General features: G+C 50.6%; 13 protein-coding genes. 10 read left to right on the top strand and 3 right to left on the bottom strand.

The genetic code is table 11. The features are described 5' to 3' along the window. The first annotated feature begins 54 nt into the window (after window positions 1–54). Entirely contained in the window at window positions 55–1,101 is a 1,047-nt protein-coding gene (gene sohB / locus WH298_RS00165) for a protease SohB (protein WP_180821900.1), read from the top strand. Window positions 1,102–1,129: 28 nt separating this feature from the next. Here sohB and WH298_RS00160 read toward each other — a convergent pair whose 3' ends face one another. Continuing rightward, entirely contained in the window at window positions 1,130–1,378 is a 249-nt protein-coding gene (locus tag WH298_RS00160; protein ID WP_180821899.1) for a DUF2498 family protein, read from the bottom strand. Window positions 1,379–1,749: 371 nt separating this feature from the next. Between WH298_RS00160 and topA the strand changes: the two genes are divergently transcribed. The 4 genes from topA (at window position 1,750) to acnA (ending at window position 9,476) form a co-directional block, all read left to right on the top strand. After that, on the top strand, window positions 1,750–4,347 hold the full coding sequence (gene topA / locus WH298_RS00155) for a type I DNA topoisomerase (RefSeq protein ID WP_007892424.1): 2,598 nt from the start codon (window positions 1,750–1,752) through the stop codon (window positions 4,345–4,347). A gap of 192 nt (window positions 4,348–4,539) precedes the next feature. Beyond that, window positions 4,540–5,514, top strand: coding sequence for an HTH-type transcriptional regulator CysB (gene cysB, locus WH298_RS00150; RefSeq protein ID WP_007892425.1), 975 nt, complete (start codon window positions 4,540–4,542; stop codon window positions 5,512–5,514). 493 nt (window positions 5,515–6,007) lie between these two features. Next, window positions 6,008–6,166, top strand: a complete 159-nt coding sequence (locus tag WH298_RS00145; RefSeq protein WP_071531079.1) for a YmiA family putative membrane protein — start codon at window positions 6,008–6,010, stop codon at window positions 6,164–6,166. A 628-nt stretch (window positions 6,167–6,794) separates the two neighbouring features. Next, complete coding sequence (gene acnA / locus WH298_RS00140; protein WP_180821898.1) at window positions 6,795–9,476, top strand: aconitate hydratase AcnA; 2,682 nt, start codon at window positions 6,795–6,797, stop codon at window positions 9,474–9,476. Between the two features lie 45 nt (window positions 9,477–9,521). Here acnA and ribA read toward each other — a convergent pair whose 3' ends face one another. After that, complete coding sequence (gene ribA / locus WH298_RS00135) at window positions 9,522–10,115, bottom strand: GTP cyclohydrolase II (RefSeq protein ID WP_180821897.1); 594 nt, start codon at window positions 10,113–10,115, stop codon at window positions 9,522–9,524. A 229-nt stretch (window positions 10,116–10,344) separates the two neighbouring features. On the opposite strand from ribA, the gene pgpB reads away from it, so the two are divergent. The 5 genes from pgpB to yciH all read left to right on the top strand — a co-directional run bounded on the left by pgpB (window position 10,345) and on the right by yciH (window position 13,956). Next, window positions 10,345–11,109: a phosphatidylglycerophosphatase B gene (gene pgpB / locus WH298_RS00130; protein ID WP_049852198.1), complete on the top strand. Its 765-nt coding sequence runs from the start codon at window positions 10,345–10,347 to the stop codon at window positions 11,107–11,109. Window positions 11,110–11,236: 127 nt separating this feature from the next. Continuing rightward, window positions 11,237–11,542 (top strand): LapA family protein, encoded by a 306-nt coding sequence (locus WH298_RS00125; protein ID WP_007892429.1) that lies wholly within the window; start codon window positions 11,237–11,239, stop codon window positions 11,540–11,542. A 6-nt stretch (window positions 11,543–11,548) separates the two neighbouring features. Next, entirely contained in the window at window positions 11,549–12,718 is a 1,170-nt protein-coding gene (gene lapB, locus WH298_RS00120) for a lipopolysaccharide assembly protein LapB (protein WP_007892430.1), read from the top strand. A 207-nt stretch (window positions 12,719–12,925) separates the two neighbouring features. Further along, window positions 12,926–13,633 carry an orotidine-5'-phosphate decarboxylase gene (pyrF, locus tag WH298_RS00115; protein WP_049852199.1) on the top strand — a complete coding sequence of 236 codons (708 nt, stop codon included), beginning with the start codon at window positions 12,926–12,928 and terminating at the stop codon, window positions 13,631–13,633. Beyond that, window positions 13,633–13,956: a stress response translation initiation inhibitor YciH gene (gene yciH, locus WH298_RS00110; RefSeq protein WP_007892432.1), complete on the top strand. Its 324-nt coding sequence runs from the start codon at window positions 13,633–13,635 to the stop codon at window positions 13,954–13,956. Before pyrF ends, yciH begins: the two co-directional genes overlap by 1 nt. Window positions 13,957–14,025: 69 nt before the next feature. Here yciH and osmB read toward each other — a convergent pair whose 3' ends face one another. Further along, a complete protein-coding gene (osmB, locus tag WH298_RS00105) occupies window positions 14,026–14,244 on the bottom strand; it encodes an osmotically-inducible lipoprotein OsmB (RefSeq protein WP_049852200.1) in 219 nt (72 codons plus the stop codon). Between the last annotated feature and the right edge of the window lie 5 nt (window positions 14,245–14,249).

The following is a 14,249-nucleotide window of genomic DNA, read 5'->3' as shown; positions in this document are numbered from 1 at the left end:
TTAAAGCGGGTAAACTTAAATCTGTTGTAATTTACTGTTTAATAAGGCGGCAGAATGGATTTTTTCTCCAGTTACGGATTATTTCTGGCTAAAGCCGTCACCGTGGTGGTGGCGATCGCAGCTATTGTTCTGATTGTGCTCAACGCCGCGCTGCGCAAACGTCACAGCGGCGGCCAACTGCGCCTGACGCATCTCGACGATGACTATCGTGAGATGAAGGAAGATTTGCAGCTCGCCAAAATGAAACCGCAGGCGCAAAAAGTATGGCTCAAGCAGCATAAAAAAGAAGAGAAGCAGAAGGCTAAGATCGATAAGCGCAACGCCAAAGCGGGCGTGAGCGAGACGCCGAAGCCAACGCTCTATGTGCTCGAGTTCAAAGGCAGCATGGATGCAAGTGAAGTCACCTCGTTGCGTGAAGAGATCTCTGCAGTATTGGCCGTCGCCACGCCGGGTGATGAAGTGCTGCTCCGCCTGGAAAGTCCTGGCGGCGTGGTGCACGGCTACGGTCTGGCGGCTTCACAGTTGCAACGTCTGCGCGATGCCGGACTGCAGCTGACCGCGGTGGTGGATAAAGTTGCTGCCAGCGGCGGTTACATGATGGCCTGCGTAGCGGATCGCATTGTTGCCGCGCCGTTTTCCATTATTGGTTCGATTGGCGTCGTTGCGCAGATCCCCAACTTCAACCGATTGTTGAAGCGTAATAATATTGATGTCGAGCTGCATACTGCTGGGCAATACAAACGTACCTTGACACTGTTTGGCGAAAACACCGAAGAAGGGCGCGAAAAGTTTCAGGAAGACCTTAATGAAACCCATCAGCTATTTAAAGACTTCGTGCACCAGATGCGCCCCTCGCTTGATTTGAATAAGGTGGCGACAGGTGAGCATTGGTATGGGGCTCAGGCGCTGGATTTAGGCCTTGTTGATGAAATTGGTACCAGCGACGCATTGATTATCCAGCATATGGAGCGCTTTACCGTATTGGGTGTGCACTATGCCCGCAAACGTAAAATGATGGATCGCTTCACCCACAGCGCCAGTCTGGCTGCTGAGCGGTTGATTCTGAAAATGTGGCAGCGTGGCGAGAAGCCGCTGTTGTAAACGCGAGCCCGGCAATTGCCGGGCTTTTTTATGCCAGGTGATATTGAGCGGAGAGTTCCACGGCAAGGTATTTGAAGACATTAAACACCGTAGTGGTTTTGGCGGTAGGTAAGCCTTCATCATTAAGAAAATAGGGACCACGAAACACCAACACATCACCTTGCTGAATCACATCATTGGCTTCTAATCCGACAAAATAATTGTCGTGCTGCGTGATTAACTGATTAGCTATTTCCAGTAACGCCTGGCGTGAAATAGATTGCGTTGGCACTGACATTGTTTACCTCATTTTTTGACAGCCAATTTTCTCCTTCTATATTACTTGCGAGCCATCGCGTTCAGCAAATCAGCATTGCGTCATAAAACTGGCGCAAAATTAGGCAGAATGCTAATTAAGTTGCGTAACGGATTTTATCAGGTAGAGTGTGGGCGATTCAGCTTTCAGGGAGATCACACCCGGATGTGTGGTTCTGTCAGATGGAAAACTCGCTCCTAATCATAAAGTTGCAGAAGTCGACGCAATCTGACCTGAGATTATCCCTGCTGCCTTGAAATGACAAATGCTGGCAGCAATATTGAACCCATTGGGTTTTGGGGCCTCCAATTCTCTCCCGTTTATCAGGACGTTTCATTTAGGTAAAGGTACATATGGGTAAAGCACTCGTCATCGTTGAGTCCCCGGCAAAGGCCAAAACAATCAATAAATACCTCGGTAATGACTACGTGGTGAAATCCAGCGTCGGTCATATCCGTGATTTGCCGACCAGCGGTTCGACTGCCCGTAAAAGTGCCGACGGGGAAAAGACGAAAACTGGCAAAAAGGTAAAGAAAGATGAGAAAGCCGCATTGGTCAACCGCATGGGTGTCGATCCCTGGCATGGTTGGGAAGCGGATTATCAAATTCTGCCTGGCAAAGAAAAAGTCGTCGCTGAGCTGAAAAACCTGGCTGCCGATGCCGACCACATCTATCTCGCAACGGACCTTGACCGCGAAGGGGAAGCCATTGCCTGGCACCTGCGGGAAGTGATCGGTGGCGACGATAAGCGCTTTAGCCGCGTGGTGTTTAACGAAATCACCAAGAATGCGATTCGTCAGGCGTTTGAGAAGCCGGGCGAACTTAATATTGAACGTGTTAATGCGCAGCAAGCGCGCCGTTTCATGGACCGCGTTGTGGGTTACATGGTCTCGCCGCTGCTGTGGAAGAAAATTGCCCGTGGTCTGTCGGCCGGTCGCGTACAGTCGGTTGCTGTGCGTTTGGTGGTTGAGCGCGAGCACGAAATCAAAGCCTTCGTGCCGGAAGAGTATTGGGAAATCGATGCTGATTTCGCCACGCCGAAAGGCGCCGATCTTGCCATGCAGGTTACGCATCAGAATGACAAAGCGTTCCGCCCGGTTAATCGTGAGCAAACTCACGCCGCGGTCGCCATTCTGCAAAAAGCGCGTTATGAAGTGCTGGATCGTGAAGACAAACCGACCAGCAGCAAACCTTCTGCCCCGTTCATTACGTCTACCTTGCAACAGGCGGCGAGCACGCGTCTCGGCTTTGGTGTGAAGAAGACCATGATGATGGCGCAGCGTCTGTATGAAGCCGGTCACATTACTTATATGCGTACCGACTCCACCAACCTGAGCCAGGATGCGGTGGCGATGGCGCGTGGCTATGTTGAAAGCAGCTTTGGTAAGAAATATCTGCCAGATGCGCCGAACACCTATGCCAGCAAAGAAAACTCGCAGGAAGCGCACGAAGCGATTCGTCCTTCAGATGTGAATGTCGTGGCAGAACAGCTGAAAGATATGGAAGCTGACGCGCAAAAACTGTATCAGCTGATTTGGCGTCAGTTTGTTGCCTGCCAGATGGTACCGGCGCAATACGACTCAACCACGCTGACGGTGGGCGCGGCTGAATTCAAATTGAAAGCGAAAGGGCGCACGCTGCGGTTTGATGGCTGGACGCGTGTAATGCCAGCGCTACGTAAAAATGATGAAGATCTTACGCTGCCGCCCGTTGATGTTGGCGACATGCTGGATTTGAAAGAGCTGATGCCCAGCCAGCACTTTACCAAGCCGCCGGCGCGCTTCAGTGAAGCCTCGCTCGTACGTGAGTTGGAAAAGCGCGGTATTGGTCGTCCATCGACCTATGCATCGATCATTTCCACCATTCAGGATCGTGGTTACGTGCGCGTCGAGAACCGCCGTTTCTACGCTGAGAAAATGGGGGAAATCGTTACCGATCGTCTGGAAGCGAATTTCCGCGAGCTGATGAACTATGACTTCACCGCGCGCATGGAAAACAGCCTCGACCAGGTGGCTAATAATGAAGCCGAGTGGAAAGCCGTGCTCGACTCCTTCTTCAGTGATTTCAGCCAGCAGTTAGATCACGCTGAAAAGGATCCAGAAGAGGGCGGCATGCAGCCGAACCAAATGGTTATCACGTCAATCGATTGTCCGACGTGTAGCCGACCAATGGGGATTCGTACAGCCAGTACTGGCGTATTCCTTGGCTGCTCAGGATATGCTTTGCCGCCGAAAGAGCGCTGCAAACAGACCATTAACCTGATTCCGGAAAACGAAGTGCTTAACGTGCTGGAAGGCGATGATGCTGAAACCAACGCGTTGCGCGCCCGTCGCCGCTGCCAGAAGTGTGGTACGGCAATGGACAGCTATCTGATCGATAACCAGCGTAAGTTGCACGTTTGCGGTAATAACCCAGAGTGCGATGGCTACGAAATCGAGCAGGGCGAGTTCCGTATCAAGGGTTATGACGGTCCAATTGTTGAGTGCGAAAAATGTGGTTCTGAAATGCACCTGAAAATGGGCCGTTTCGGTAAATACATGGCTTGTACCAACGACGAATGTAAAAACACCCGTAAAATTCTGCGCAATGGTGATGTCGCGCCGCCGAAAGAAGATCCGGTGCCGCTGCCAGAACTGGCATGTGAAAAATCGGATGCATACTTCGTGCTGCGTGACGGCGCTGCGGGTGTGTTCCTGGCGGCTAATACCTTCCCTAAATCGCGTGAAACCCGCGCGCCGCTGGTAGAAGAGCTGCAGCGCTTTGCCGATCGTTTGCCTGAAAAACTGAAATATCTGTCGGAAGCGCCTGCTGCCGATCCAGAAGGGAACAAAACGCTGGTGCGTTTCAGTCGTAAGACTAAGCAGCAGTACGTTTCATCAGAAAAAGACGGCAAAGCCACGGGTTGGTCAATGTTCTACATTGACGGCAAGTGGCAGGAAGCGAAGAAGTAAATCTCCCTAAGGCCAGCAACAGCTGGCCTTTTTCCCATCCTTATAGCTAAACGTTCTACATTCTTCCTTTAACTGATATAGTGGTTATAGATTCTTTTCGTCTCGCTGATTCGCTTTCCCTCCTTTAATACCATTAAGGTGTCAATACGCCTGCTGGGAATGCACCTCTGTCGCTACCAGGAAGATATAACTATGAAATTGCAGCAGTTGCGTTACATCGTCGAAGTGGTTAATCACAACCTTAATGTCTCGTCGACCGCCGAAGGCTTATATACCTCGCAGCCTGGCATTAGTAAGCAGGTCCGTATGCTGGAAGATGAGTTGGGCGTGCAGATCTTTGCCCGCAGTGGTAAACATCTGACACAGGTAACGCCTGCAGGTGAAGAGATAATCCGTATTGCACGTGAAGTGTTATCAAAAGTGGATGCGATTAAATCTGTAGCGGGTGAGCATACCTGGCCGGATAAAGGGTCGCTTTATGTGGCCACCACGCACACCCAAGCGCGATATGCTTTACCTGGCGTGATTAAAGGCTTTATCGAACGCTACCCGCGCGTTTCACTGCATATGCACCAGGGATCGCCCACGCAGATTGCTGAAGCGGTATCCAAGGGCAATGCTGATTTCGCCATCGCCACGGAAGCTCTGCACCTCTATGACGACCTGATCATGCTGCCGTGCTATCACTGGAACCGTGCAATTGTAGTAACGCCAGACCATCCTTTGGCGGGTAAATCGAATGTGACGATTGAAGAGCTCGCTGATTTCCCCTTAGTGACTTACACCTTTGGCTTTACCGGGCGCTCAGAGCTTGATACCGCGTTCAACCGCGCGGGATTAACACCGCGCATTGTGTTTACAGCGACCGATGCGGACGTGATTAAGACGTACGTGCGTTTAGGCTTAGGTGTGGGTGTGATTGCCAGCATGGCTGTAGATCCGATTGCCGATCCCGATTTGGTTCGTATTGAAGCATCAGAGATCTTTACAAATAGCACCACCAAAATTGGCTTTAGACGCAGCACCTTCCTGCGCAGCTATATGTATGATTTCATACAACGTTTTGCGCCGCATCTGACTCGTGATGTTGTGGATGCAGCGGTTGCATTGCGCTCCAATGAAGACATTGAAGCCATGTTCCGCGACATCAAGTTACCCTTCAAGTAAATTCCTAACTCATTCTTTTGCCAAGGTGTCCAGTGGGCACCTTCGGAATCCCATAGCGCTTAGCGCCAGTAGTACTTCAAAAAAAATCATTATTTTTATGTAAATGAAACATGGGTCACATGTTTTTCTATTGTTAGTTCTTAAATGCGAATCAGTACACAATTTTTACGATGCTACTTTGCAGCTCGCCAGGAATATTCCCATACTCTAGTTAAGAGTTGATGGATAAGGGCTTTTTTACTGGGTTACTAAATTAAACTCAAATTTAGATTGGATCTAATTTGTCGATAACCCAAATTTACAATGTAACTATTTAATTAATAGTTATCGTGGCAATTAAATTTATCTCATCAATTTTTTGTGTTTTGATAAATAGCGTTAATCGTTGTGCTCAATAAAAATAACTGGATTTTCGGTCTTAACAAGTTTAGGATTCGTCCTAAATCTTAATCGTTGTCATCAATCGTTTTATTGAGAGTGATTATCAAAAACTATGAACACGAGAATAACTGTACAGCCGGCCTTCCGGACTAAAAGCACCAAAGTTGAGCGTTCTGGTAATACTCGTCGCAAAGCTTGGTTGACTGTCTTCGCTGCTTCAGCACTGTTCTGGGTAGTGGTGGCGTTAATGATTTGGCGTATGTGGGGTTAAGCCATGTGGGCAAATACACTCAGTCGTAAACATCCAGTATCTGCGCGTCAGCCGCAAACGCCTGCGTGCAAAGTGAAAGACGTTGTTTCCACTGAACAGCAAGTAACGATTCCTACTTCGTGGGAACTCAGTGAAAATCAGCGCAATTTTATTGAATCCTTCATGGATATGAAGTCGAAATAACGCAGTCTGCGTTGCGTACCATATACATATATTTAGTCCCTCTTTTTGCCGGATTATCCGGTGGGCAAGTTAAAAGCCCGTCCTTTAACACTCAGCATTAAAAAAACGGTGTCATCAGTACAACGCTGAAGACGGTGGACTTTTTTTGCCCGGAATCCGGGAGGGAGTGAATGATGAACATTAATACAACGACGTTATCCTGGTTTAGCGTATATACCTTTTCGTTTGCTTTTTGGGCAGCAGCCTTTTGGGCAATGATGTAAACCCATAACTCAAATTAAACTGTTCTATTTAAATGCCCTGACAAACGTCGGGGCATTTTTCATTGTGTTTTAATGTGTCATTTCGTGTTGTTATCAAAACGTTAACGGGAATGTGGTCTATCTTTAAGTTAAACCTTGCAGTCACTGAGGTTTAAAAAGAGATTTACTTACATGGAGGCGCTATGTCGTTAACGTTACGTGAGCAGAGTCAGGACACGCTGGATGTTCGGGCAAAAAAATATCATTACTACAGCCTGCCTAAAGCCGCTCAGCAATTGGGCAATATTGATCGCTTGCCCAAGTCAATGAAAGTCCTGCTTGAAAACCTGTTGCGCTGGCAAGATGGTGACTCTGTCACGCTTGAAGATATTGAAGCGCTGGTCGCATGGCAAAAAGATGCCCATGCCGATCGCGAAATTGCCTACCGCCCCGCGCGTGTATTGATGCAGGATTTTACCGGTGTGCCCGCAGTGGTGGACTTAGCCGCCATGCGTGAAGCGGTAAAACGACTGGGTGGTGACGTTGCTAAAGTCAATCCATTATCCCCGGTTGATTTGGTTATTGACCACTCGGTCACCGTAGACCATTTCGGTGACAATGAAGCTTTCGGTGAGAACGTTCATTTAGAGATGGAGCGTAATCACGAACGCTACGTCTTCCTGCGCTGGGGGCAAAAAGCCTTTAATCGCTTCCGCGTTGTGCCGCCGGGCACCGGGATTTGCCATCAGGTCAACCTGGAGTATTTGGGTAAATCAGTTTGGCATGAAACCCTAAATGGGGAAGACGTTGCCTACCCCGATACGCTGGTTGGTACCGATTCACATACCACAATGATCAATGCGCTTGGCGTGTTAGGGTGGGGCGTTGGCGGTATTGAAGCCGAGGCTGCCATGTTAGGCCAACCGGTTTCTATGCTGATTCCTGATGTAGTGGGCTTTAAACTCACAGGGAAACTACGACCCGGTATTACCGCAACCGATCTGGTATTAACCGTCACGCAAATGCTGCGTAAACATGGCGTGGTCGGCAAATTCGTTGAATTCTACGGTGATGGCTTAGCTGACTTACCGCTTGCCGATCGTGCCACTATCGCCAACATGGCTCCTGAATACGGAGCAACCTGTGGCTTCTTCCCTGTTGATGACGTCACATTAAGTTATATGACGCTCACGGGCCGCGATGCAGAGCAGGTGGAATTGGTTGAAGCTTACGCTAAACAGCAGGGCATGTGGCGTAACCCAGGCGACGAGCCGGTATTCACCAGCTCCCTGGCACTGGATATGGGTACTGTCGAATCCAGCCTTGCGGGACCCAAACGACCACAGGACCGTGTTTCACTGGGCGATGTTCCGACTGCATTTGATGCCAGCAATGAGCTGGAAGTCAATCAGGCTCAAAAACCGCATAAAACCGTCAGTTACCGCGACAGTGAAACCGGAGATAGCTATCAGCTGGATGATGGCGCGGTGGTGATCTCGGCGATCACTTCTTGCACCAATACTTCAAACCCAAGCGTATTGATGGCTGCCGGTTTGCTGGCCAAAAAAGCGGTTGAACGCGGTTTGATGCGCAAACCATGGGTCAAAGCTTCGCTGGCGCCGGGATCGAAAGTCGTTTCTGATTATCTGGCCGTTGCGCAATTAACACCTTATCTGGATGAGCTGGGTTTCAATCTGGTCGGGTACGGTTGTACCACCTGTATTGGTAACTCGGGTCCGCTGCCGGATGCTATAGAAAGCGCGATTAAAGAGGGCGATTTGACGGTCGCCGCGGTGCTTTCTGGTAACCGTAACTTTGAAGGACGTATACATCCATTAATCAAAACTAACTGGCTAGCATCACCACCGCTCGTCGTTGCTTATGCCCTGGCGGGCAATATGAAAATCAACCTGCAGTCCGATCCGCTTGGACAGGATCGGCAGGGTAATGATGTGTTTTTGAAAGATATCTGGCCATCGCCGGAAGAGATTGCGGAAGCGGTGCAGAAAGTAACCAGCGATATGTTCCACAAAGAGTATGCCGAAGTCTTTGATGGCACGCCGGAATGGCAGCAAATTAAGGTGAGTGAGGCGGCAACCTATGATTGGGATGGCGACTCGACTTACATTCGCTTGTCGCCGTTCTTTGACGACATGGAGAAAACACCGAAGCCGGTACAGGATATTAAAGGTGCGCGAATTCTGGCCATGTTGGGCGATTCGGTCACCACCGACCACATTTCGCCGGCAGGAAGTATCAAAGCTGAAAGTCCAGCTGGGCGCTATTTACTTTCGCACGGTGTTGAGCGTACCGATTTCAACTCGTACGGTTCACGTCGCGGCAACCATGAAGTGATGATGCGCGGCACCTTTGCCAATATTCGCATCCGCAACGAAATGGTACCGGGCGTAGAAGGCGGTTATACCAAACACTTCCCGAGCAACGAACAGCTGGCGATATACGACGCCGCGATGAAGTATCAGCAAGAAGGCGTGCCGTTAGCAGTGATTGCCGGTAAAGAGTACGGCTCAGGTTCCAGCCGCGACTGGGCGGCAAAAGGACCGCGCTTACAAGGGGTGCGTGTGGTCATTTCAGAATCTTTTGAGCGTATTCACCGCTCTAACCTGATTGGTATGGGGATTCTGCCACTGGAATTTCCGCAAGGCGTAACGCGCAAAACGTTGCAGCTTACTGGGGAAGAGTTCATTGATGTTGCGAACCTCTCGCAACTCAAGCCAGGTGGCACGGTTGCTGTGACGCTGACGCGTGCAGATGGCAGTAAAGAGGCGTTGGAAACACGCTGCCGTATCGACACCGGTAATGAATTGACCTATTACCAGAACGACGGTATTTTGCACTACGTGATACGCAACATGCTGAACTAAAAGAAAAGCCGGGATTTCCCGGCTTTTTTAATTGTTAGCACCCGCTTAAGAATTGGGTAATAAGTGACCCATTTTTTCGGCTTTAGTATCGAGATAGTGAGCATTTTTCGGGTTACGCCCGACAACCAGCGGCACGCGTTCTACGATATTGATGCCGGCTTCTGTCAGGATCTCAACTTTACGTGGATTGTTTGTCAGCAAGCGCACTTCATTGACGCCCAACAGTTTGAACATATCTGCGCACAAGGTGAAATCACGCTCATCGGCGGCAAAGCCGAGCTGATGATTCGCTTCGACGGTATCGTAACCTTTATCCTGCAGAGCATAGGCGCGGATCTTATTTAACAAACCGATATTACGACCTTCCTGACGGTGATACATCAGAATGCCACGACCCTCTTCCGCAATGGCCGTTAGCGCGGCTTCCAGCTGAAAACCACAATCGCAGCGCAGGCTGAACAGGGCATCGCCTGTCAGGCATTCAGAATGGACGCGCGCCAATACCGGATTGTGATCGCTAATATCTCCGAAAACCAGCGCGACATGGTCGTGGCCGGTTGCCAGTTCTTCAAAACCAACCATCAGGAAATCTCCCCATGGCGTGGGCAGTTTGGCTTCTGCTACCCGTTTAAGCTGCATGTGACTCTCCAGAACCTTCAGAGGATGCGCTATCATCATGATAACGCACGGGCCCACGTGGCCCGATGAAACTTACGCTATTGTGCCACAACCCGAACTCTCGCCGTTAATCGGTCAGAGTGATTGTAGTGATAAAGCACAATTATCCAAGCCGCAATGGGTATGTTATTCTTTTTTCAGCTAAAGTTATGCATGTCGCGCGGGTTAATGCGGATCTAAAAGGAAGCGAATGTTAAAAATCATTCAGCGCACCACCTTCGGGGCGTTTTTATTATTGCTGATGCCACTGGGTGTCTGGTTATCGGGCTGGCAATGGCAGCCGGGGAAAAGTGGCGATCTGTTGCGTGTGCTGTTCTGGATGACCGAAACGGTAACCAGCCCGTGGGGGATTCTCACCAGTATCATCCTCAGCGCGTGGGTGCTGTGGTGTTTACGCTTTCGTCTTAAGCCGGCAATTTTGCTCATCCTTATTATGAACGGCGCAATTCTGGCCGGTCAGTACACCAAATCCTCCATAAAAGAACATGTTCAGGAACCGCGTCCTTATGTCATCTGGCTGGAAAAAAGTCATGGCATTACCGGCGATGAGTTCTATCAACTGCATCGCCAGCAGCGTAGCGAAATGGTTTCAACTTTACTGGCCAACGATACGCAACTGCCACAGTGGTTAAAAAATCATTGGGCGTTTGAGACCGGTTATGCGTTCCCTTCCGGACACACTATGTTTGCCGCCAGCTGGGCGCTACTGGCAATCGGTTTACTTTGGCCGCGCCGCCATATCGCTACGGTAGCGGTATTGTTTGTTTGGGCGACCATGGTGATGGGCAGCCGCTTAGTGTTAGGTATGCACTGGCCGCGGGATCTGGTTATGGCAACCCTGATTTCCTGGCTGCTGGTGACGGTAGCAACCTTGTTAGCCCAGCGCTTCTGCGGACCCTTAACCATTCCGCCAGAAGAACATCGGGAGATCGCACAACGTGATGATGGATTGTAATTTGGCTGCTTGCCCCCATATGATTGATTGCGCTTACAGAAAAATGCGCTAACTGATGTGGGTATAGCAGCATCAACGGCGCTTTTTTGGCATACTTCTACTGGATAACCTCTCGACAGGACGCATTGTGAAATATTTGCTTATTTTTCTCGTGGTTTTGGTCATTTTTATCATCTCCGTGACGCTCGGAGCGCATAACGACCAAATCATCACCTTTAACTATCTGCTTGCGCAGGGCGAATTCCGGATTTCAACATTGCTGGCCAGTCTGTTTGGCGCTGGGTTCATTCTGGGATGGGCGATTTGCGGCCTGTTCTGGTTACGTTTACGCGTATCACTTGCTAACGCGCAGCGGAAACTCAAGCGGATGCAGGCGCAGAACGAACAAGCCACGACGGTGACTACGACGTCCACTGCTGGCCGTCGGGATTAATTTTCGATGCTTGAACTGCTGTTTCTGCTTCTTCCCGTTGCTGCGGCGTATGGCTGGTACATGGGCCGACGTAGTGCGCATCAGGATAAGCAACACGAAGCGAATCGCCTGTCACGTGAATACGTTGCGGGGGTTAACTTCCTGCTTTCTAATCAACAGGACAAAGCGGTAGATCTGTTTCTCGACATGTTGAAAGAGGATAGCGGCACGGTCGAGGCGCATCTTACTCTGGGTAATCTGTTCCGTTCACGTGGTGAAGTCGATCGCGCCATTCGCATCCACCAATCGCTAATGGAGAGCGCCTCGCTCAGTTATGAGCAGCGCCTGCTAGCGATTCAGCAGCTTGGCCGCGACTACATGGCCGCCGGGTTATACGACCGCGCAGAGGATATGTTTGGTCAACTGGTCGAGGAAACCGATTTTCGTATCGGTGCCTTGCAGCAGTTGTTGCTGATTCATCAGGCGACCAGTGACTGGCAAAAAGCCATCGAAGTGGCGGAAAAACTGGTCAAGCTCGGCAAAGATAAGCAGAAGGGTGAAATCGCCCATTTCTATTGCGAACTCGCATTGCAGGCGTTAAGCAGCGACGATCTTGATCGTGCCATGAGCTTATTGAAGAAGGGCGAATCAGCCGATCATCAAAGCGCCCGTGTCTCCATCATGATGGGGCGCATCCTAATGGAGCAGGGCGAGTACGCGAAGGCTGCAAGCCGATTGCAGCGCGTGCTGGAGCAGGACAAAGAGCTAGTTAGCGAGACGTTGCCCATGTTGGAAACCTGCTATCAGCGCCTGAATCAGCCTGAGAATTGGGCACAATTTCTACAGCGTTGCGTTGATGAAAATACCGGCGCCGCAGCCGAGCTTTATCTTTCCGATATCCTCGAACAGCAGCAGGGCCCTGAAGCCGCGCAGCTCTATATCAATCGTCAACTCCAGCGTCATCCAACCATGCGTGTGTTTCATCGTTTGATGGATTTCCACCTGCACGAAGCAGAAGATGGACGCGCGAAAGAGAGCTTGATGGTGTTACGCGATATGGTCGGTGAACAGATTCGCACCAAACCCCGTTATCGCTGCCAGAAATGTGGCTTTACCGCTCATGCACTTTACTGGCATTGCCCATCATGCCGGGCTTGGTCCTCCGTTAAACCCATCCGCGGACTCGACGGCCAATAACAATGGCCGTGTTGTTTTTATTTTATCGCCCTTATTAGTTACAACATACATATGGCGTGAGTAATATTGCAACCTTCGACTGTCGTGCATTTAGCCGTTCAACAGACTGATTGATGCGGAACCACGATTGTTGTATCCGGCCTGGGCAGGTAGAATGCTTGCCGTTTGTCCATCGCGCCTGCGGGTGCCTGTCACTGAGGAAACGTTATGCCTGCAACCACTTCACCAATTCTGGTGGCACTCGACTATCACGATCTCAACAGCGCGCTGCAGTTTATTGACCGCATCGATCCGAGCCAGTGCCGCCTGAAAGTCGGTAAAGAGATGTTCACGCTGTTTGGTCCATCTCTGGTGAAAACATTGCAGCAACGCGGTTTTGAGGTGTTTCTTGACCTCAAGTTTCATGACATCCCGAACACCACTGCGCATGCAGTGGCGGCAGCGGCCGATCTCGGTGTATGGATGGTAAATGTGCATGCCAGCGGCGGGGCTCGCATGATGAATGCAGCGCGTGAAGCGTTGCTGCCTTTTGGTAAAGATGCGCCAATGCTGATTGCGGTTACCGTACTGACCAGCATGGATGAGGACGATCTGAAAGGCTTAGGCATTACGCTGTCTCCAGCGCAGCAGGCTGAACGCCTGGCGCGTTTAACGCGTGATTGCGGTCTGCACGGCGTTGTTTGTTCGGCACAGGAAGCCGCACACTTCAAACAGGTAATCGGCCAGGATTTCGCGCTGGTGACGCCAGGCATTCGGCCGGCAGGCAGCGATGCCGGCGACCAGCGCCGTATTATGACGCCGCAGCAGGCAAAATTCGCCGGCGTAGACTATATGGTAATTGGACGTCCGATCACCCAATCCGCCGATCCTGCCGCTACGCTGCAGCAGATCCTGCAAAGTTTACAGGAGGCATAATGGCTCACGACAATCGACTGGTTTATTCCACTGAAACCGGACGCATCGCGCCAGAAGAAGAAAAAGTCGCCCGTCCTAAAGGTGATGGCATTGTGCGCATTCAGCGTCAGACCAGCGGACGCAAAGGAAAGGGCGTATGCCTGATAACCGGCGTTGACCTTGATGATGCTGCACTGGAAAAACTGGCTGCCGAACTGAAGAAAAAATGTGGCTGCGGCGGGGCAGTGAAAGAGGGCGTGATTGAGATTCAGGGTGACAAGCGCGATCTGATTAAAACGTTGCTGGAAGCCAAAGGTATGAAGGTGAAGCTGGCCGGCGGTTGACAAAGTTCGGGCCACCTTGTGAGTGGCCCGTTGTTAAGTAGATGCGCTGCGTAGCCTGATTATTATAATTTACTTGCTAATCTGATGGCCGATGATACCGCCGACGGCCGCGCCGCCTACCGTGCCCAGCCCGCTACCATTGGTCAATACTGAGCCGCCAATGGCACCCGCACCCGCACCAATTGCAGTGTTGCGGTCGCGTTTCGACCAGTTTGAACAGCCGCTCAGCGCGACAACTAAAGTGGTAGCCAATACGACAGCCGTAAAACGTTTCATTGTTGTAGTCATTAACT

It is taken from the genome of Pantoea nemavictus (assembly GCF_037479095.1).
Lineage (GTDB): Bacteria > Pseudomonadota > Gammaproteobacteria > Enterobacterales > Enterobacteriaceae > Pantoea > Pantoea nemavictus.
Note: the sequence above shows the minus strand (reverse complement) of the source record. Positions and strands in the feature narration are given on the sequence as shown.

Bases quoted from the DNA above. Each gene is read 5' to 3' on its own strand.
- sohB (WP_180821900.1), top strand. From the start codon at position 55: ATGGATTTTTTCTCCAGTTACGGATTATTTCTGGCTAAAGCCGTCACC.
- pyrF (WP_049852199.1), top strand. From the start codon at position 12,926: ATGCCTGCAACCACTTCACCAATTCTGGTGGCACTCGACTATCACGAT.
- lapB (WP_007892430.1), top strand. From the start codon at position 11,549: ATGCTTGAACTGCTGTTTCTGCTTCTTCCCGTTGCTGCGGCGTATGGC.
- acnA (WP_180821898.1), top strand. From the start codon at position 6,795: ATGTCGTTAACGTTACGTGAGCAGAGTCAGGACACGCTGGATGTTCGG.
- pgpB (WP_049852198.1), top strand. From the start codon at position 10,345: ATGTTAAAAATCATTCAGCGCACCACCTTCGGGGCGTTTTTATTATTG.
- ribA (WP_180821897.1), bottom strand. From the start codon at position 10,115: ATGCAGCTTAAACGGGTAGCAGAAGCCAAACTGCCCACGCCATGGGGA.
- topA (WP_007892424.1), top strand. From the start codon at position 1,750: ATGGGTAAAGCACTCGTCATCGTTGAGTCCCCGGCAAAGGCCAAAACA.
- WH298_RS00145 (WP_071531079.1), top strand. From the start codon at position 6,008: ATGAACACGAGAATAACTGTACAGCCGGCCTTCCGGACTAAAAGCACC.
- WH298_RS00160 (WP_180821899.1), bottom strand. From the start codon at position 1,378: ATGTCAGTGCCAACGCAATCTATTTCACGCCAGGCGTTACTGGAAATA.
- osmB (WP_049852200.1), bottom strand. From the start codon at position 14,244: ATGACTACAACAATGAAACGTTTTACGGCTGTCGTATTGGCTACCACT.
- yciH (WP_007892432.1), top strand. From the start codon at position 13,633: ATGGCTCACGACAATCGACTGGTTTATTCCACTGAAACCGGACGCATC.
- cysB (WP_007892425.1), top strand. From the start codon at position 4,540: ATGAAATTGCAGCAGTTGCGTTACATCGTCGAAGTGGTTAATCACAAC.